Below are 19,538 nucleotides of genomic sequence, written 5' to 3'. Positions count from 1 at the left end.
CCGACTTGGGCGGCTTCTGAATCCCGCACATCGGAAAAGTGTTTATAGAAAAATGAAGCCCCGTGCCTTAACAGCACGGGACTACATGTTTTATTTCGTTTGCGATTTGACCGGTTTTTTTAAGAATCCCACAATCAAAGCCGTCACAATCGAACCGATGAGAATCGCAAGAATATACAAGAAGACGTTTCCTTGAACAACCGGGAAGACGAAAATTCCGCCATGCGGAGCCGGAAGCCCAATATGAAAAGCCATAGTCAGCGCCCCGGCTACTGCGGAACCGATCGCCGTTGCCGGAATGACCCGCAGTGGATCCGATGCAGCAAACGGAATGGCACCTTCTGTAATAAAGGAAATTCCCATGAAATAGCAAGTAAAACCAGCTTTTCTTTCTTGATCCGTGAATTTATTTCGGAAGAAAGTCGTTGCAAGGGCAAGCCCGAGCGGAGGCACCATACCGCCGGCCATAATGGCTGCATGCGGATAGAAGTTTCCCGCTTCAATCATTGCTAGTCCAAATGTATAAGCCGCTTTGTTGATCGGACCTCCCATGTCAATGGCCATCATAGCGCCAAGGATAAGTCCCAGAATAATTAAGTTGCCTGTTCCCAATCCGTTCAGCCAATGTTGCAATCCGGTGTTGACGTCGCTTAACGGTTCCACTAAAAAGTACATAATCAGCCCCGTCAAGAAGACCCCCAAGAGCGGATAGATCAAGACAGGTTTCAAACCATCAAACACCTGCGGTAAATTTCTAAATACATATTTAATGCCTACAACGATGTAGCCAGCCAAAAATCCGGCAATCAAGCCGCCTAAAAATCCGGCATGCCCATTATAAGCCATCAATCCCCCAACCATTCCAGGCGCAAATCCAGGACGATCGGCAATACTCATCGCAATAAAACCAGCCAACACAGGCACGATTAACATAAACGCGTTTTGACCGCCGATTGTATTGATGATTTCGGCAAATTTATTGTATTCCGGACTTTTCGGATCAGCGGAATGAATGCCAAACATAAAGGAGATTGCAATCAAAATACCGCCGCCGACTACGAATGGAAGCATGTTGGAAACGCCATTCATCAAATGCTTGTAAAAACCTGCCCACCTCTTTGAGCTATTTTTTCCGGAATCCGGACCGTCATTTTTTCTGTTTTTTGCGTGATAAATCGGTGCATCTTTTTTGATTGCTTTTTCAATCAACTCTTCAGGACGACGAATTCCATCCGCAACCGGAACTTCAATCACCGGCTTTCCGTCAAAACGGTCCATGTCCACTTTTGTATCCGCCGCAACAATGATCGCAGGCGCTTCTGCAATTTCTTCCGGAGTCAAAACATTTTTTGCTCCGCCAGATCCGTTTGTTTCTACTTTTATATCAACGCCCATTTCTTTTGCTTTCAATTTTAAAGCATCTGCCGCCATATACGTATGGGCAATACCCGTCGGACAAGCGGTAACGGCCAATACTTTCCCTTTCGAAGCGGAAGAAGAAGCCGTTTTTTGTTGCTCTTCTTCATCTTCACGGTCGAACGATTCAATAAGAGAGAGGACCTCGTCTGCTGATTTGGCTTGCATCAGCCCTTCCCTCACCTCAGGATGCATCAACATGCCGGACAGTCGGCTCAATGCTTCTAAATGGGTTTGATTGGCACCTTCCGTCGCGGCAATCATGAAAAATAAATAGGCTGGCTGGCCGTCAAGCGACTCATAGTCCACACCGTTTTCTGATTTTCCGAACACAATAGCGGGTGTTTTTACCGCGGCCGTTTTGGCATGGGGGATGGCAATTCCTTCACCGATCCCCGTTGTGCTTTCTTCTTCTCTCTTTAAAATGCCTTGTTTAAAAGCCTTCTTATCGTTTAATTTTCCAGCTTTATCGAGAACGTCAATTAATTCATCGATCACGGCTTCTTTGGAATGGGCTTTTAAATTTAGTTGAATTGTATCTTTTGTCAACAATTCTGTTATTTTCATCACCTATTCCCCCTACATGATCCTTTTGACCTTGACTTGGTCAAAAAGTTGTTCAACTTGATCTTTCGTGCAAAGCCCGATGGAAAAAGCAGTCGCGCTTCCTGCAGCATTGGCAAGCTGAAAAGATTTTTCAAGACTGTAGCCGCGCTCTATGCCAGCTAAAAATCCGGCGACCGTAGAATCTCCGGCCCCAACCGAACTTTTCAGCTCGCCTTTAGGTACAGTCGCCTGCCAAACGCCTTGTTCATTTAAGAGGACAGACCCTTGTTCAGCCATGGAAACGATCACATTCTGCACGCCTCTCTCAAGCAGCTTCTTTCCATAATAGACAGCTTCTTCCACCGTCTTGATCGTGGCTTGAAATATTTGTCCAAGTTCATGATGGTTCGGTTTAATGAGAAACGGACGATAATCCAGCACCGGTTCCAACAAGTTTTTCTCAGCATCGACAACAAGCCGAACGTCTTTTCCTTGAATCGTTTCTGCAATCGTTTGATAAAAGGTTTTCGGAATGGAAGCCGGAATGCTTCCTGCCAAAACTAGTACATCGCCGCTTGTTAAACCAGCTACTGTCTGTAAAAGTTTTTCTAAATCAGCTCTTTGAATATCCGGACCGTTCGCGTTGATCTCCGTTTCTTGATCAGCCATAATTTTTACATTAATGCGGCTCAATCCGTCTACAGGAACCAAGCGGGAAGAAATGCCTTCTTTCCGAAGATATTCCTCAATATAGCGTCCTGTAAATCCGCCGCCAAAACCTAAAACCGTACTGTCTATATCTAATCGCTTCAACACTCTCGATACGTTGATTCCTTTGCCTCCCGGGAGAACGGTTTCGTGAGTGGATCGGTTCAAACTCCCCGGTTCGAGGCGATCCATTGCCAGGATATAATCTATGGAAGGATTTAATGTAATGGTATAAATCATGTTGTCACAACCTTTATCATCGTTTGATTCGCAAAACTTACTTTTTGATCGTCCTCAAGAGAATTTGTGATGATGATGACTTCATCTATCTCCGCAATTTTTGAAAAAGAAATTTCGCCAAATTTTTCTTCATCCGCCAGTACATACGCCTCCCTTGACAAGTCGATTGCCTGTTTCTTCACTTGGGCTTCTTCAGGATCAGGTGTGGTGAGACCGTATTGGGGATGGACACCGTTCGTACCAATAAACGCCTTGTCAAAACGATATTGTCGAATCGATTCAATGGCCCCTCTGCCAACCATAGCATTTGTCTTCGGCTTGACAAATCCTCCAATTAAATAGGTTCGGATGCCTTTCTTCAAAAGAAGTTCGACAAGATTTAAACCATTGGTCACAACAACAATATCTTTCCCTTCTAACCATTCAATCATTTGCATCGTCGTTGTGCCGGCATCCAAGTAAATACAGTCGCCATCTTCCACAATGCTTGCCGCATATTGAGCGATTTGCTTTTTTTCTTGAATGTTTTTGGATGATTTTTCAGGAACGCTTAACTCCGTCAACTTTCCTTGAAGTCGAGCCGCGCCCCCATGAATGCGCTTTAAAAACTTTTTCTCTTCCAGCCACGTCAAATCTCTTCTAATCGTAGACTCGGAAGCATCCGTTAAAGCTGTAAGTTCGCTTATTTTTACTATTTCTTTTTCTTTAAGCGCTTGCAAAATCAGTCGGTGTCTCTCTTCCGTCAGCACAAAACCACCTCTGAATCCTTTCTTTCTTTTTCTCTACACTTATATTGTAATGGAACCGATTACAAGCATCAATAAATTTCTATCAAATTCTTTCATTTTTAATCAAAATTATTCACAAGATCGACGATTTCTTTCAGGAAGAAAGAACGACATTTTTCTTGATAAAAAAAGCCTCTCCTCCTTTTCACACTGCTAAAGAACGAAAGGCTTTTGTGGATTATAGCCTCTATTCCAAGACCTAGTACTCTTCCTAAAACGAACCTTCTATTCCTTAAGACCTACGACCCGAATCCTTTTATAATCAGCCATCCATTGACCGTTTTTGAACATTTTTTCTTTCAAAAGCGCTTCTATATCTAAAATAATCTCTTCTTTTGTTTCATCGTCCAGATCTTGAAACATCGGATTTCCAAACATTTTAAGCCAATTCCGCAAACCTTCCTTGCCCAATAATGGAGTAGGTCTGTCAAAATGAAACGCTGCGGCTACCCGAAAACCATATTGCTCCATCAAAAAAGTGTATTCGCCAATACTTGGATAATACCACGGAATGCGTGCATCAGGGTTTTTTATTCCTAATTTTCTGAATATTTCAATCGCAGCATTGACAATCATTTGGACATTCCCTTTTCCGCCGAACTCTGCCACAAATCGGCCTCCTTTTTTCAGCGCTTTGTAAATGCCTTCAAGCGCTTGTTCCGGCGGTTTAATCCAATGAAGAACTGCGTTGGAGAACACGGCATCAAACTCATCCTCAAAAGGAAGATCAAGCGCATTCGCTTGCTGAAATTCAAGATGAGGATACTTTTTTCGTGCTTGTTCGATCATGTTTCCGGATGAATCTATTCCAATCACATCCACCCCTAACATATACAGTTGATTAGCCAAATCTCCAGTTCCACACCCCAAATCTAAAATGCGCTCTCCGTTTTGCGGAGCCAACAAGTCTATCAACTCTGTCCCATTTTTCGAGACAAAAGAATGTTGGTTATCATATAGCTTGACATTCCAATGATCTGTCATGTTCCCATCCCCCTCACTCATTTTTCTGTATTTGCTTGAAAAGAAACCCGCCTATATCGGCAGGTTTCGGTTATGACGGAGAAAATCTGATAAAATCAGCCAAACTGTTGTTCAGTCTATCCTGAATATCCAAATCGATGACGACTTCTCCATTTTCCTTCATCTGCACATGCGAGTCGTGAATGTAAACGCCGCGGGCAATTTGAGTGGCCCCGATGACTGAAAGAAGCGGATTTAGAACATATTCAATCGTCAGCAAATGCGACATCGTTCCTCCCACCATGATCGGAAACACTGATTTTCCCTTTAAAATATCCATTGGCAGCAAATCGATAAACGCCTTCAATGCACCCGGTATGGATGCTTTGTAAACCGGGGATATCACGACGAATCCATCCGCTTCTTCGATTTTTTGCTTATATTGTTGGATAGCCGTACTATGAAAATCAGCATAATAAACATCCTCAGCCGGCAAGTCCCGAATGGATATCACTTCCGCTTGATGTCCGATCGATTCTAAACGGTTTTTTAAAAAATCGGCAATCGAATCAGATCGGCTGGGCCGCAGCGGGCTGCCAACCAAAATCACGCATTTCATTTTTTTCCCACCTTTACTGGACAACGATGAAATCGCCATATTCAATCCTGTTATTTTTTCTAATTTCCCCCATTCTTACTATATCATACTTTGAAGCAGGACAGGCCGGCCGACGTTTTGCCGGCAAGAAGAAAAAATCTTCGTGTTTTAAGAGCTTGTCTATTATTTTTTCTTTATTTCTTCATATTTTTGAAACCAATCAGGAAATGCTTTTTTAAATTGAACAGGCTTGAATTCGCCTTTTTCATCTTTGCGAACCACGATGTGCGTCGTACTTCCTTCCGCACATACTTCCCCATCTCCGTTTACGATTTGAAAACCGTATTCTGTCTTTAAGCCTTGATTTTTTTCAACCCACGTCTTAACAAACACTTTATCTCCGAGCTTTAATGATTTTCTATAAGTAATATTCAGATTGTATACCGGAGCATAATACCCCGCTTTTTCCATGTCCAAATAGTCAAAGCCGACATCCTTTATGAGCTTTTCCCTTCCCAATTCAAGCCATTTAATATAGTTCGCATGATAGATGACGCCCATCATATCCGTGTCAGCATAGGATAGTTCAATTTCTTTTACCGCTATATACATTTCATGATTTCCTTTCTACGTCAAAATCGTCCATTTTTTTCTATCATATCACATGGCTTGAATCAGCGTCTCTTTTTCCATCCTTTATGAGTCAGTCAAGACTTTGTGGGAATTTTTTTGGTTCGCTGAAAATAGATGTAAGTCATAGGTTAGCGAACCATTTTTTTGAATTTCATCCGTAAGCGCTTTCGGACTCTCATCCCTTGCCATGACAGACGAATATGTATACCTTTTTTTACCATCCCTTGAATTCAGACAGGGCATGATAGATCGGAGTCCCGGACGATTGCTGTAAATATGGCACGTTATTCCGCGTTACCTCTGGAAGAAGACGGCGGATGCGTTGTTTCGCCTTGTTCACGATCGTCTGTTTGGTAGATGCCGTTTCCTCCGCCGGATGCGACGATTCTTCTCCTAAACGATGTCCGAAAAGACGAATCCCATCCATCCGGGCAATCATTGCCTTGAAAAACGCCCTGAGTCCCTTGTCTGTCCAACTGCGGCGGTATTTCACCCGATACGCCAGCTGGCTCATCACGCTTTCAGCCCTCCCCATCGGATACATGCCCGTTGTGTCCACTCCTTGCTCCTTCAGCCATTCCCGGTAATCACGGATGCATCCCGGCATCGATTCGATCCGGTGGATCAAGGCAGCCAGCTGTTGTTCTTTCGCTTCGTCCCCCAGCGTGCCGAGGGCGCTGTTCAGTTCCACAAGCAGCTTCTCTTCATCCTGCTTCGCCAGCTTTTGCCGAATCGCCTGCCACCGTGGATGGCCCGAGAGGCATTGGCGCAACTCACGCGCCACGTGGAATCGATCCAATTGGAAGCAGACCCGTCCTTTGAAATACTCCCGGCACGCGGTAATCCATGGAGCGCCGTCCCCGTTGATGACAAGAAGATCCCGACACGGATCATAGGCATATTCGTTCATCAAAAATTCCTCGAAGCCTTCCCACACCTCCCCCTTGCCTTCATGGACGTAATGGCGCTGATTCACGAATTCGATCCGTGAGCCGTTGCGCTTCCATCCTTCGTGAACGGTCAGGATTTTGTCTTCCTTGGCCCGTTTTCCCTTCCCTTGGAGAGAGACAAACAGTCCATCGGCCTCCACAAACAGCACCCGTCCATATCGCTGGTCAACCGGGCAGTGCAGCGGAACTTCAGCCTCGAGCACCAACTGGCGGATCGTCTCATGGCTCATCACCGGATACCCGACCATCTGGGCAAGCGTATGAGCCGCTTTGCGATAGGAAGAGCACTCCACAGCCAATCCCATCGCCGTTTCTTCTAGACAAGGGCTGATTGACTGCGATCCATCAAACGCTAAAAAGGAATCAAGCAAAAACGTGTAACGGTTTTGTTCTCGGTCTAAATAGTAGTTTCGCTCAAAGGTAACTTCGCCAAACAAGGTTTGAATCGTGGTGCGTCGTTTGTCTTTCAAGTGGTACCGGCGCTTGTCCCGGGTTTCCGCCAATTGTCGGTCGATGTCCTCCAACAGAGCCGTAAACAGCTCGGTGAAGGCGTTTTGCAAGGCTCGAAACAAATCAAGTTCGATCTCTTTCCATGTCAACGAATTTGTGGTAAGATGTTGTTGAATATTCATGGGACTCTCTCCTCCTGTTTGATGGTGTGAACAATGATCATCTTACCAGGGAGAGAGTCCTTTTTTCATGTTTCCTGCTTGGGATCCTACCGCACTTTGCTTGGTGGCCCCGATGAGGGGGATTGCGAACCTACGTTCCCAACCCCCTCATCGGGGAATTCTAAGAATTTCTCCCACAAACATTTTACTCACACATCCTTTATCCACTTCATTTTTGAATAAAACGACTATTTTTAGATGCAAAAATATCACAGGAAACAAGAAGGAGACTTTTCCCCATAGAAATTTCACGGAAGATGCGTCAGATAGTAAAAAAAGAACTCTCTTCTATCAGAGAGACACTAAATAAAATGAGCGGTAATCGTCTTTACTTCCAAACACGTTTCCATTTGAAAAACTCTTGCAAGTAACCCATCACAGAAACCGGCGACATCACCATTTGATAACAAAGAAGAAATAAAACAAAGCCTAATTTATTTTTTCTTACCTTTAGATGAAGATTTCGAAATACGTAATGTTTTTGATAGTGATAAAGCAAGGCATAACTAGCGATGCTTAAAGGCAAAACCGTTAGCGTCATGGGGCCTGCAATCCAGTAAACGCCCAAAAAGGCCAATATGAATCCCGGAATCCAACAAAAAGTGTAAACAACATCCAGATAAGGCATCACGAAGTTAATTCCGGTTAAGTACTTCCAATATAATTTCGGCTGTCTCCATGGTTTGACTTCACTTAATCCTTCAATCATTCCTCTTGCCCATCTAGAACGTTGTTTCGCAAAGCGGCTAAAGGTAGTGGGGACATCTGTAAAGGCAACAGCCAGAGGTTCATAATACACATTCCAATCATTACGTAAAAGTCTCCACGTTAAAACTATGTCTTCTCCAATAGCATCCGGCCATCCTTGTACTTCGCGTATACAGTCAGTCTTGAATAAACTAAAAGCACCTTGCGCGACCAATGTACCTTGATATAATCCTTGTAATCTTTTAATTGAAGCAATACTCAGAAAGTAATCCCACTCTTGTATTTTCGTCCAAATCGTTTCGCGGCTGTTTCGAACAAGCACCGAACCAGCGACCGCACAGACATCCAGAGGACTGCTTTTGATTCTGGCAACTAAATAGCGAACAGCAGATGGATGAAGCAATGTATCGGCATCTAAAGTGATCACATAAGGTGTCGTCACATACCGTAATCCCTTATTCAAGGCATGAAACTTTCCCGGCTTTTCTTCGTGTAAAATGGTCATGTCCAAATCGAATTCTTGTTTTGCTCGCAAAATTTCTTGATCCGTGTGATCTGTTGAATGGTTATTAACAACGATTATGCTCATTTTTCCACCATAGTCCTGAGCGGCCACGTATCGCAGCGTGTTATAAATGGTTTTTTCTTCATTATAAGCTGCGATAAGCAAAGTCACTGGATCAGAAGGAAATTCATTCTTAAAAGCTGGTTGTCTATCAAGCAATAAACTTATGACCAAAAAAGCATTCATGTAACCGGGAATATAAGCAATTCCGCCAATCACGAGGAGTGCCAAAGGAAAAGAAAGAATGGAAGAAAGATCTTTCAACCAAGGGAGAGAAAGATAAATAGAAAAAAACATCCATCCAATGGAAACAGCATGGCTTATCCAAAACTTCCTTTTTACACTAATATAGAATCGCTCCGATTTTGGTTCGGTACGGGATAAATTCGGTTGCATACGTCTACCTCGATGTATAGTCTATTCATCCCAATTCGTTCAAGCGCTTCCTGAACGCATCACTTCTTACAATATAAAATGATTTGCATACTTTCTTCAAATTCAATTAATACAAAAAGTACCTATCCTTTCCAAACCTCTCAGATTTTATGATTTCCAATCGCTTTTTCATAGTAAAAAACGAAAAAGAAATATCCACAGGTAAGTTGCGCAAAAAATCCATAAGAAAATCATTTTTTGATTGCTATAACGCTTTCAATAAAATTTTTATAATGCCCTAATTTCATGCAAAAAAAACGAAAATTTGAAAAAACTCGACTCAATCAGCCTTTGTCAGTTGTCATTTGTAGTATTTTGTATTAATATGTAACTCAACTTTCGCACACAGAAATATTTAAGCATTGCTTGATATAATTAGGTATAGTGGCCAACCATTTATTCATTTGATTTTTAAAGATGTCCATGTTCAAAGAAACCTCGGCTTCCGCCAAAGTTTGGAAAAGGTCAATAAGTGATTGAAGGGCAGTAATAAAATCTATGTCTTTTACATCTTCGCAAAGGATGTAAAAAAGGTTGCCAATCGTCTTAGGATCCTCCTCTTTTCGCATTTGCCAAGCAATGAGAATATATCGTGTAAAAACAATGGTTGTATGGCTAATTAACATGTCGTAGGAACGTCCCTGGAATTCTTTCTCTAAATTTAAAAGGGATTTATTGCATTTGAAGAAGACTTCAATGTCCCAACGCATGCCGTAAATACGAATGATCTCTTCATTTTCTAATGTTGTATCTGTGCTGAGAATGGCAAGCCATTCGCTCCGTTTATTACGGTTTCGTACAAATAGAATTTTTACTGGAATTCCATTGTCTAAAGTAGCATAAACGGATCCGCGAATGTCTTTTTTACCCATGTGAGGTTTTGCCAATTTGTAAAGTTGATTCAGTGTGAAACGTTCACCATTGTAAACGTATCGCTGCTTTAATTGCTTCACCAAGCCAATGACAAATAACCCTTTGTTCGTAATCTTCTCAATTAAAGGCGCTTGTGTAAACCAGGAATCCATGAGAACATAGTCAGCTATAATCCCTTTTTCAAGCGCATGATCAAGTAAAGCTGAAGCCACGTCCGGTTTTGATTTCAGAGCTTCCTGGCGACGCTTATAGCCAGATGTTCGTTTATCAATATTGGTATTGATTTCTTGCAGGCGATTTTCCTTTTTCGGTGAACTTAGAAGAGCAAAATCAATGGGAATAAAAGTAAAACTATCGGTCCAGCCAAGGGTAAGCATTTGAAACCCTTTCAAGTACTGATGGGTAGAGTGATCAAAAACCTTAGCCAACAGTTCAACCGACTTACTACGGTTTCTTGAAAAGACAGAATCATCAATCACAAAAGCTGTGACACGATCTTTTGAAGTTAATGGTTGAAGCAGACGGATCATTTCACTGCTTAATGAAAGCAGAAACTTTCTCCAATGATAGGTTGGTGTATTTAAAAAGCGATAGACTGTATCCTTTCCGGGCAGATCCTGAGATCGTTTACTCATAAAAGCACGAAACCAGTTCTTATATTGGAAGACTAAAAGAAAAATCAGTTTGAAAACAGTAAGACAAGAATACCCGGAAAGTTTCGTAATATTCGCTTTTCTTAAATGATATCCAATATTTAATTCGGAAAATCCTTGTTTAATTTCTTTTGGTAATTGCGCAAAGTAGTCTTTATTCGTTATCATAGTGGTGACACCTTTCTTTTGGATTTGGTTTCGTCACCAATATTTTACCAAAAGAATAGGTGTCTTTCTTTATGTTTTAAAAAATGTCAAATGATAATTTTGTACTTCCCAAAACCATTTACATCAAGCATTTAAACAAGATTTTGGACTGCGAAAGCTGAGTATGTAAAAAAAGTATAATAAGAAAGTTTCTACAAACCTTTTATACACACACTTATTAGATAAAATAAATGTGTATTTTTTCGTGAAAAAGTTAAAAAATTATCAACATAAAGAAAAATAAGATAGATGAATTTGAGATTATACTAAAAGGGGTTTCAATATGTCAAATTCTACTTTATTAGAAATGATTGAGAAAGCTTTTCATCAAATGACAGATTTTGCCCTCCTTTTTGAAGTCATAGATGGAAAGTTTCAATTGCTGACAGCAAATGAAACAGCTTTTAAAGTCGGTATCAACAAAGAAAAATACGGAAAATTTGCGGAAGAAGTGCTTCCCGATCCGTATGCGTCAAACCTCCATGATGCGTTAAACAAAGCGTTCATTTCAGCCCGCTGCTTAGAGTATAATAACGGAATTCAGTCTATCATCGGTCAGAATGTAAGTGAATTGGCGATCACCCCTATTTTCAATTCTCAAGGAAAATGTACTCATATGATAGTGATCGGAAGAGTTGAAAACAAACGAAAAAAAATCGAGGAAGACTTCATTCCTTTGCGTTCCATTTTTGAATCTTTTTTCGCCGCGACATCGGATGGGATATTGATAATGGATTCCAATTGGAACATCATCCGCGCCAACCCTTCCTTTACCTCGTTATTTGGTTGGAAAGAAGAAGATGTCGTTGGGCTCCCTATTCATCATTTAAAGCTCACGCCGGGTCATTTTGAGGAAGAATGCCACAATCGGACCACCCTATTGCAAAAAGAAAATAATTTCCTTTTTCATCGAACAACATGGAAACGAAAAGATGGCAGACTGCTTCATGTGAACACTTTGTATTCCTCCATAAAAAATAAAAACGGAGAAATCATAGGCTTTATGGGGATTTTTAAAGAGATATCGGAACAAACGGAAAAAGAGCATCAGTTCAAAGAAAGCCAACAGTATCATCAATCTGCAGCAAAAAACCATCCCGTTCTTATCTTCCAATTGGATTTGAAGGGTCGTATTTTAAAGGCCAATCACTCGGTTGAACAAGTGACCGGATATAGATGGAAAGATCTTATGAACTGTTCATTTGCTTCCTTAATAACACCTGATAGTCTGGCGTCTGCAATGGAACATTTCCATGCTGTCTTGCAAGGAGAAATCAGACACTACCAATGTTCCATTTATAATCAGAAAAAAGAGCGTGTATTGCTTAAACTAACCAATATTCCGATTATTGTGAACAATACTGTAACCGGTGTATTGGGGATTGCCCAAAACATGACTGAACAAAAGAGCAGCCAAAATGAACGAATTCGTGCAAAAAAAATTCCAGACCCTTTTTCTAATATAATCGAATCGATTGTCAATCTCCAAAAAATAAATCAAAAATCGACATACGATTATTCAGAAAATGAAGTGCTTGGGAAAAATCTTTCTGTGGAGATTCCTGAAAATAAGACGTCATTGAAAAAGTCATTCCAGATCGAGTTAGACGGAACGTCCGAACTGGTTGACACGATTTTTGGCCGTAATGATGAAAATTTAACAGATGTGGATAATAATCTCTCGCTTATCGATAATGAGCAAGTGAAAACGGCCTATATAATAGCGTTTTTACAAAATTTTATCGTGAAAGAGGAAAGAAAATTACAGGAATATGAAGCGAAGTATCGATTAATTGCGGAAAACACGACCGACCTCGTTTCTCTTCTTGACGCTGATATGAATATTTTATATTCTTCTCCTTCACATCGTACCGTTTTAGGAATCGTTCTAAATGAAGGAAGCGAATTCCCTTATAAACTTGTTCACAAAGAAGACATCGAACGAGTGGTTAGGTGTTTCCAAAACGTTTTAAAAACAAAAGAGCATAGTTCGGTGGAATTCCGTTTTAAACATAAAGAGGGTTCTTTTATTTGGCTAGAAACAAAGATGACACCCGTGTATGGCGAGAACCAGGAGCTTCATCACATTCTTTGCGTTTCAAAAGAAGTGACAGAACGAAAACAATATGAAGCAGAATTAGAAAACATGGCTTTCCATGATTATCTAACCGGTTCCTACAATCGCCGCTTATTTATGGAACGCCTCCACCATACGATGAATCAAGCTAAAAGCCGTCAAGAACCGTTTTTTGTCATGTTTTTGGATTTAGACCAGTTTAGATGGGTGAATAATACGTTAGGACATGACGTAGGAGACGAGTTATTGATCCAGTTTGTGAAACGGGTGAAAGCATGCATTCGTAAAGAAGATACATTGGCGCGATTGAGCGGAGACGAATTTGCGATCTTGCTTACAGGAATTTCGATCGAAGATGTGGGCAATCTGGCAAAACGAATTTTATCGGCACTGCAAGAGCCATGGAAAATCAAAAACCATGAATTTAAGACGACTTCTTCTATTGGAATTGGCATCTATCCAAATTGCGGCGGAGATATCTCCACATTATTAAAACATGCAAATCAAGCTCTTCACAAAGCGAAACAATTCGGGAAGAACAATTATCAATTTTGCGGCAAGCTAACGGATTTCAACGATTCATTCGAAAGTGATATTCAAAGAGCCATCCTTAATAACGAATTTTATTTAGTCTATCAGCCGAAATTTAATCTATTAACGAAACGGATTGAATCTTTAGAAGCCTTAATTCGTTGGAACCATCCTCAAAAAGGAATGATCGCCCCGAGTGAATTTATTTCTCGTGCGGAGGAATTAGATTTAATTGTTCCCATTACACATTGGGTTCTTGAACAAGTTGGGAAGCAAATGAAGAAATGGCAATTGCTTGGTTTTCATAAGGTTCCCGTTTCCGTCAACATTTCGCCTCAGCATTTTGAAAAAGGAACGTTAGTCGAAGACATATTAAACTTAATAAAAAAAGCAGAGATCGAACCTCAATATCTTATATTAGAAATGACAGAAAGCACGATGATTCAAGATTTCGATACGACAATTCAAACGATCCAAAAGCTGAAGCAAATGGGAGTCCAAATTGCCATTGACGATTTTGGAACCGGTTTTTCTTCTTTGTCGTATTTAATGAAATTGCAAGTCGACGTTTTAAAACTAGACAAATCATTTGTCGAAGAATTAACGAATCAAAAAAATGCTTCTCTTGTACATTCTATTATTTCCCTTGCCCATAATTTAAATTTACGTGTAGTGGCCGAAGGAATCGAAACCGAATATCAGCTTCAAATCCTTGCGCAATACGGATGTGACCTTGGACAAGGGTACTTATTTAGCAAACCTTTAAAGAGTGAACAAATTGAAAAAAAGCTTCTAAAAAAAGAATAAAACGGACTTTACTCTGAAAGATGAACTTATTCACTTATAAGTAATTTTATTCCTCCGGTTCCATTTAGCCCCTCTTCAGGGTGAAGAGGGGCTGTGTTTTTCCAATGAATAACATCGCTATTCCGGTATTTATCGTTTTGCATCTTTCTATTTCCGTGGAATCATGATATCACACTTGTGTTTGTCCGCCATTCCCTCGATAATGACCTTTCCCGCTTTATCCAAAGCGATTTTTTCATCCGAATCATTGCGCCATTCCTTCAAAAGATACTCTTACAAATTCTGACGTTGGAAACTAAGGATCATAGCCTTAACGCCAAAAATGAAATCTCCTTCGGTTTCCTCTTCTCATTTCGGCCGTTCGATAGAGAAAAAGTCTCCAAGTTTTGCATAATCGCTTCCGGCTAATCGGCTGACAGCTTTCAATTGGCGGGCATCTATTCTTCCCTTATGATAAAGATTTTCGTCAATATGGTATTGAACAATCTTTCCTATAATCAAATCACAAGCAGCGTTTTCTCCGTTGCCGCCAAGTTCGAGCGATTGTTCCAACACACATTCCATTCGAATTTTCGCCTCTTTGACTCCCGGAACAGAAATTTTTGTGCTTTCAACAGGGGTCAGTCCGGCCAACTCAATTTCACTTTCATCCGGCGGAATGGTAGCAGCCGTCAGATTGACTTTTTCCACATTGCTTTCATCCACAATATGAACAACAAATTCACCCGTTTCTAAAATGTTTCTCGCCGTATCCTTTTTCATTCCATTGTTTCTTTGCACCGAAATGGACAAAAGCGGTGGATTAGCGGCCACGATATTAAAGTAACTAAACGGCCCGCCATTCAATACACCCTCCTTAGATAAAGAGGTAACAAACGCAATGGGGCGGGGAATAATTCCTCCCGTTAAAAACTTATAATTTTCCTTTTCCGGCAAAGATAATGGATCGATCGTTAACAAAGATTTCTTCCTCCTTCTTTTTCCGAATTATAAGACAAACAGCACGATTCCTCTTCTTTTCTGGGCTCCAATTATTTTGAAAGCATCCATTTTCTACAAGTTCCGAGGAAGGCCGGGTGGTTCATCACATTTTGGAACATTTCATGGTGAGCCCCAATTCAATGTTTTCGACATCAGCCTTCCTCTTCATTCGAATATATTCTGCTCTCTAATATTTCGAAATCAAGATATATAGCTAAAAATTTTATAATTAGAATGTCACTCATTATAGCAAATGAAAGAAATGGATTCAAGGAAAGTGAAGAATCAAGAAGACTGTTTGTCGTTAAAAGCCTTTTAGAAAATATTCTGCAAGACAGGCTGCATTCCTGTATGGATGTCCCAAACTTCAATATCCGGGTCTACTAGCACCTAAATGGTTTATTTCCTGACAAATAAACAAATACTACTCATACGAAAGAAAGGGATGAAATGAATGAATTTCCATTTTCCTGTCATACAAACAAATGTCTGGGATGCTTTCATCGCTGTACCTGTTGTATTCATTCTAACTCAAGTTATAAAGATTTTTTTGAAAGTCCCTAAAAAATATGTACCGGCGGTAGCGGTCATCATTGGATTGCTGTTCTCTGTGTTCATCAGCCATCGCCACCACTTGATCGCGGGCATTTTTATGGGATGGTTCTATGGCTATGCCGCTATAGGAAGCTATGCGTCACTGAAAACAACCTTATTATCGTTCCGAAACAATCTGTAAATTTTTTAAAGGCACAACCAGAAATTTTGTTTCTCGTTCATCTTTCCATTCTTTGCAGCCAAACTCTTAAACATTCCAAGCCGTCTATTTAACGATGCCAAGGATGTATTCAAATCCAGCTCTCATGCCCGTTTCGTATTTAATGAACGTCTCGGCTCTCTGCTTAGCCCCATCGCACCTTCATTAAACCTTTATTCGGAATCGTTTCATTTCCGTTTGGAACTTTGGGTCGTTCCAGTTTATGAATGCCATTTTATCCAACGATATTACACCATCTGTTCGAATGTCTGTTTGATTGTCGAACATAAGTGTGGATGTGCGAATGATGGTGCTCACCCACCACTATCATTCCGCCAAACTATCGTTCTATCCACTTCAGGCAAATCCCCACTCTTTTTTAGACTTTTTCCCATACAATATAAAAAAATGAAAAGGAGTTTTGCTGATGGAGATACCCGTTTCCGGATACACGTATCATTCGAATGATTCTGCCCCCGTTCATTCCTATCCACTTTACGTCAACTCATGGGACGGAAGGCTTATCTCTCTCCATGTCCACAGCTTTAGAGGAGCTACCTCTTATAACGCGGGGCATAACCATAGATTTATCGGAATTACTGAACCCGCCCTAAACACATCTCAACATACACATAGATATTTTGCTTTTACTTCTTTTAATGATGGACATCGACATATGATCCGCGGGGTTACTGGTCCGGCTATTCCACTTTCTGAAGGCGGTCATTATCACAAATTCGAGGGGGTAACCAACATAGAAGGAATTACACCTCATCGACATAGATATAGCGGAAGAACAAGTTCATAGTTTATTTCGCAGATGTGAATTTAAAGGTAATCCACATATCCACACCATGTTTCATAACTTCGCAAACAACAATTCCCACAAATCGGAAGTATAACCATTATTTTTTCATCGACAAAGTTCGACATAATCTGATATTCTTTCAATTGCGATAAGGTTTTGGTTGGTAAACCACGAGGTCTACCACACCTACCTATTGAGCACCGATTTTCCGTCGGTGCTCTTTATTTTTACTATTATAACGATCAATCTGTCGCAAAAAATTTCGAAAATAAAAATAACTTTTAGGCAGTTCACAAAATCAGTGATAAGGTATATAATAATCAATGTCGAAAAAATACCGGGAAGTAGCTCAGCTTGGTAGAGCACTACGTTCGGGACGTAGGGGTCGCAGGTTCAAATCCTGTCTTCCCGATCCAAAAAGAACCTTTGATCTCTCAAAGGTTCTTTTTTTACGCCCACTCGCCCAATACTGAAAACGGTAGAATGAAACGAATTTCTCGACTTTATTCCTTCATGTTTGAACACAGTTTTCTTTCCATTAATCGTTCGTCACGATACCTATTCTGTCTAATTCACGGAATACCACGGGTGTCTGTTCTCCTTTTTTATTGGCCAACGGTGCAAATAAACAGACATAAACTCCAATAGATCCCGTAGTCAAAGAAAAATCCCAGCATGGATGGACCATGCGGGGATAAGCATTCTTTACAAAACTTATTTGAATTGAACATCCTTTAATGAAATCACTTTTGTTTTCTTTACAATCTTATAGCCAAACCAAAATACGAGAAAAACAGGAATGCCAATATAGGAAACTAATATGCCGTGCCAATCAATTTTATCGCCGATAAAGGCAGAGTAATTTTGCCCTAAAATAACGATTGTGCAGAGTACAAAAGCAAAAATAGGACCAAACGGGAAAAGCTTCGCTCTGTAAGGAAGATCTTCCAACTTGTAGCCTTGGGCAACATAAGCTTTGCGGAACCGGTAATGGCTGACAGCAATACCAAGCCATGCGATAAATCCCGTCATGCCGGAAGCGTTTAGCAGCCATGTATACACAACCCCGTCTCCGAAAAGAGATGCTAAAAAGGCGAGACAGCCGACCAGTGCGGTCACAATCAAGGAATTAACGGGAACTCCTCGTTTATCCAATTTAGCTAAAAATTTTGGCGCACTTCCTTCCATAGCCAAATTCCACAACATTCTTGTAGAAGCATACATTCCGGAGTTTCCGGCAGATAAAACCGCCGTCAAAATTATGGCATTCATGACAGATGCCGCAAAAGCAACCCCTGCTTTTTGAAAGACAAGCGTAAACGGACTGACAGAAACGTCGTCGTTTGCAAGGTTTGGATTTGTATAAGGAATTAGAAGGCTAATGACTAAAATAGCTAATACATAGAATAAAAGAATTCTCCAAAAGACTTGCCGGACCGCTTTTGGAATATTTTTTTTCGGATCATCGGTTTCACCGGCCGTAATCCCAAGAAGCTCAGTACCTTGAAAAGAAAATCCGGCCGCCATAAAAATGCCCAGCATCGCCATAAATCCACCGTGGAAAGGAGCATCGCCGATCGTAAAATTCTTAAATCCAACGGCTTCTCCGCCAATAATGCCGAAAATCATTAAAGTGCCCATGACGATAAAGACAATGACCGTCACTACTTTAATAAGGGAAAACCAATATTCCGCTTCCCCAAAACCTCTTACTGCTAAATAATTCAATATAAACATAATCAATAGGAAAAGTCCGCTCCAAAGCAATGAGGGGCTATGCGGAAACCAAAATTTCATAATCATGGTAACAGCAGATAATTCTGCCGCAATGGTAATGGCCCAGTTATACCAATAGTTCCAGCCGAGGGCAAATCCTAAAGCAGGATCAACAAATTTAGTCGCATACGTACTAAAACTTCCAGTGATCGGCATATAGGCAGCCATTTCCGCTAAACTCGTCATCAAAAAGTACACCATAATTCCAATAATCAAATAAGACAATAACGCTCCTCCAGGCCCTGCCGTATGAATCGCTCCGCCGCTGGCCAGAAACAATCCGGTACCGATTGTGCCCCCAAGAGAAATCATCGTTAAATGACGCGATCGAAGTCCTCTTTTTAACTTGCCCGTCTCCGTCGCATTTCTACTGTCTTGTATTTTCACCATTCAACTAAACACTCCTTTGCCATCATTCTGCTGCAGATAAAAAGCGGTGATGACTGCCTAAACAGATTCATTATTAAAACTCGTTGATCCTTATTGGCTTTAAATAACAAAAGCGCCACCGAAGAAGATTCGATGGCGCAAATATAGAAATACCCCTCATCATACTTCTTCAGTAGTGCTCCACGCTTTACGGGCAAAAAGCGTGACAGTTCTGTTCCTATTCGGATACAGCCCCAGCCCGCGCCTTCTGAGAACAGGACGGACTTCGGCGGCCTTTCCTTTCCTTCGGAGTCGTCAATGTTCTCAGCATCTCGTCCGAATTACTCATAAAAGCCGCGACCTCTACCCCATCAATTGATGAGGATTTAACTCGTTATTCAATTATCACACTAAAAATTATAGAATAATAACGAAAAATAATGCAACTACTAATTATTTCGTTTTTACGATCATTGATTCC

At 40.9% G+C, this 19,538-nt stretch carries 14 protein-coding genes, 1 tRNA gene and 1 riboswitch; of the genes, 4 read left to right on the top strand and 11 right to left on the bottom strand.

Annotation, left to right across the window (positions count from 1 at the left end; translation table 11 throughout):
• Positions 1-90: 90 nt before the first annotated feature.
• The 9 genes from BSM4216_RS03005 to BSM4216_RS02965 all read right to left on the bottom strand — a co-directional run bounded on the left by BSM4216_RS03005 (position 91) and on the right by BSM4216_RS02965 (position 10,915).
• Complete coding sequence (locus BSM4216_RS03005) at positions 91-1,983, bottom strand: PTS fructose transporter subunit IIABC (RefSeq protein WP_048622691.1); 1,893 nt, start codon at positions 1,981-1,983, stop codon at positions 91-93.
• Between the two features lie 12 nt (positions 1,984-1,995).
• Positions 1,996-2,910: a 1-phosphofructokinase gene (pfkB, locus tag BSM4216_RS03000; protein ID WP_048622690.1), complete on the bottom strand. Its 915-nt coding sequence runs from the start codon at positions 2,908-2,910 to the stop codon at positions 1,996-1,998.
• Positions 2,907-3,659, bottom strand: coding sequence for a DeoR/GlpR family DNA-binding transcription regulator (locus BSM4216_RS02995; RefSeq protein ID WP_003353868.1), 753 nt, complete (start codon positions 3,657-3,659; stop codon positions 2,907-2,909). The genes pfkB and BSM4216_RS02995 overlap by 4 nt, the downstream gene beginning before the upstream one ends.
• A gap of 264 nt (positions 3,660-3,923) precedes the next feature.
• On the bottom strand, positions 3,924-4,682 hold the full coding sequence (locus tag BSM4216_RS02990) for a class I SAM-dependent methyltransferase (protein ID WP_048622689.1): 759 nt from the start codon (positions 4,680-4,682) through the stop codon (positions 3,924-3,926).
• Between the two features lie 70 nt (positions 4,683-4,752).
• Positions 4,753-5,280 (bottom strand): NADPH-dependent FMN reductase, encoded by a 528-nt coding sequence (ssuE, locus tag BSM4216_RS02985; RefSeq protein ID WP_048622688.1) that lies wholly within the window; start codon positions 5,278-5,280, stop codon positions 4,753-4,755.
• A 162-nt stretch (positions 5,281-5,442) separates the two neighbouring features.
• Positions 5,443-5,871: an acyl-CoA thioesterase gene (locus BSM4216_RS02980; protein WP_003353872.1), complete on the bottom strand. Its 429-nt coding sequence runs from the start codon at positions 5,869-5,871 to the stop codon at positions 5,443-5,445.
• A gap of 235 nt (positions 5,872-6,106) precedes the next feature.
• Positions 6,107-7,474, bottom strand: a complete 1,368-nt coding sequence (locus tag BSM4216_RS02975) for an ISLre2 family transposase (protein WP_003355652.1) — start codon at positions 7,472-7,474, stop codon at positions 6,107-6,109.
• Between the two features lie 367 nt (positions 7,475-7,841).
• Positions 7,842-9,182 carry a glycosyltransferase family 2 protein gene (locus tag BSM4216_RS02970; RefSeq protein ID WP_048622687.1) on the bottom strand — a complete coding sequence of 447 codons (1,341 nt, stop codon included), beginning with the start codon at positions 9,180-9,182 and terminating at the stop codon, positions 7,842-7,844.
• 371 nt (positions 9,183-9,553) lie between these two features.
• The gene (locus BSM4216_RS02965) at positions 9,554-10,915 is read right to left on the bottom strand and encodes an IS4 family transposase (RefSeq protein ID WP_048622686.1); all 1,362 of its coding nucleotides are present in this window, start codon (positions 10,913-10,915) and stop codon (positions 9,554-9,556) included.
• Between the two features lie 322 nt (positions 10,916-11,237).
• On the opposite strand from BSM4216_RS02965, the gene BSM4216_RS02960 reads away from it, so the two are divergent.
• Positions 11,238-14,369 (top strand): sensor domain-containing protein, encoded by a 3,132-nt coding sequence (locus BSM4216_RS02960; protein ID WP_048622685.1) that lies wholly within the window; start codon positions 11,238-11,240, stop codon positions 14,367-14,369.
• 348 nt (positions 14,370-14,717) lie between these two features.
• Here the strand turns inward: BSM4216_RS02960 and BSM4216_RS02955 are convergent, their stop codons facing one another.
• Positions 14,718-15,329: a flavin reductase family protein gene (locus BSM4216_RS02955; protein WP_048622684.1), complete on the bottom strand. Its 612-nt coding sequence runs from the start codon at positions 15,327-15,329 to the stop codon at positions 14,718-14,720.
• 475 nt (positions 15,330-15,804) lie between these two features.
• Here BSM4216_RS02955 and BSM4216_RS02950 point away from each other — a divergent pair, with 475 nt between their 5' ends.
• The 3 genes from BSM4216_RS02950 (at position 15,805) to BSM4216_RS02945 (ending at position 17,324) form a co-directional block, all read left to right on the top strand.
• On the top strand, positions 15,805-16,086 hold the full coding sequence (locus tag BSM4216_RS02950; RefSeq protein WP_048622683.1) for a hypothetical protein: 282 nt from the start codon (positions 15,805-15,807) through the stop codon (positions 16,084-16,086).
• Positions 16,087-16,531: 445 nt separating this feature from the next.
• Positions 16,532-16,912, top strand: coding sequence for a YmaF family protein (locus BSM4216_RS16095; protein WP_082142237.1), 381 nt, complete (start codon positions 16,532-16,534; stop codon positions 16,910-16,912).
• Between the two features lie 338 nt (positions 16,913-17,250).
• Positions 17,251-17,324: transfer RNA gene (locus tag BSM4216_RS02945), tRNA-Pro, on the top strand.
• Between the two features lie 302 nt (positions 17,325-17,626).
• Here BSM4216_RS02945 and BSM4216_RS02940 read toward each other — a convergent pair.
• Positions 17,627-19,078 carry an amino acid permease gene (locus BSM4216_RS02940; RefSeq protein WP_048622682.1) on the bottom strand — a complete coding sequence of 484 codons (1,452 nt, stop codon included), beginning with the start codon at positions 19,076-19,078 and terminating at the stop codon, positions 17,627-17,629.
• A 165-nt stretch (positions 19,079-19,243) separates the two neighbouring features.
• Positions 19,244-19,431: riboswitch (Lysine riboswitch) on the bottom strand.
• Positions 19,432-19,538 lie beyond the last annotated feature (107 nt).

This window comes from Bacillus smithii, from assembly GCF_001050115.1.
In the GTDB taxonomy this organism is placed as follows: Bacteria; Bacillota; Bacilli; order Bacillales; family DSM-4216; genus Bacillus_O; species Bacillus_O smithii.
This window is presented reverse-complemented; position numbering and strand designations above follow the sequence as displayed.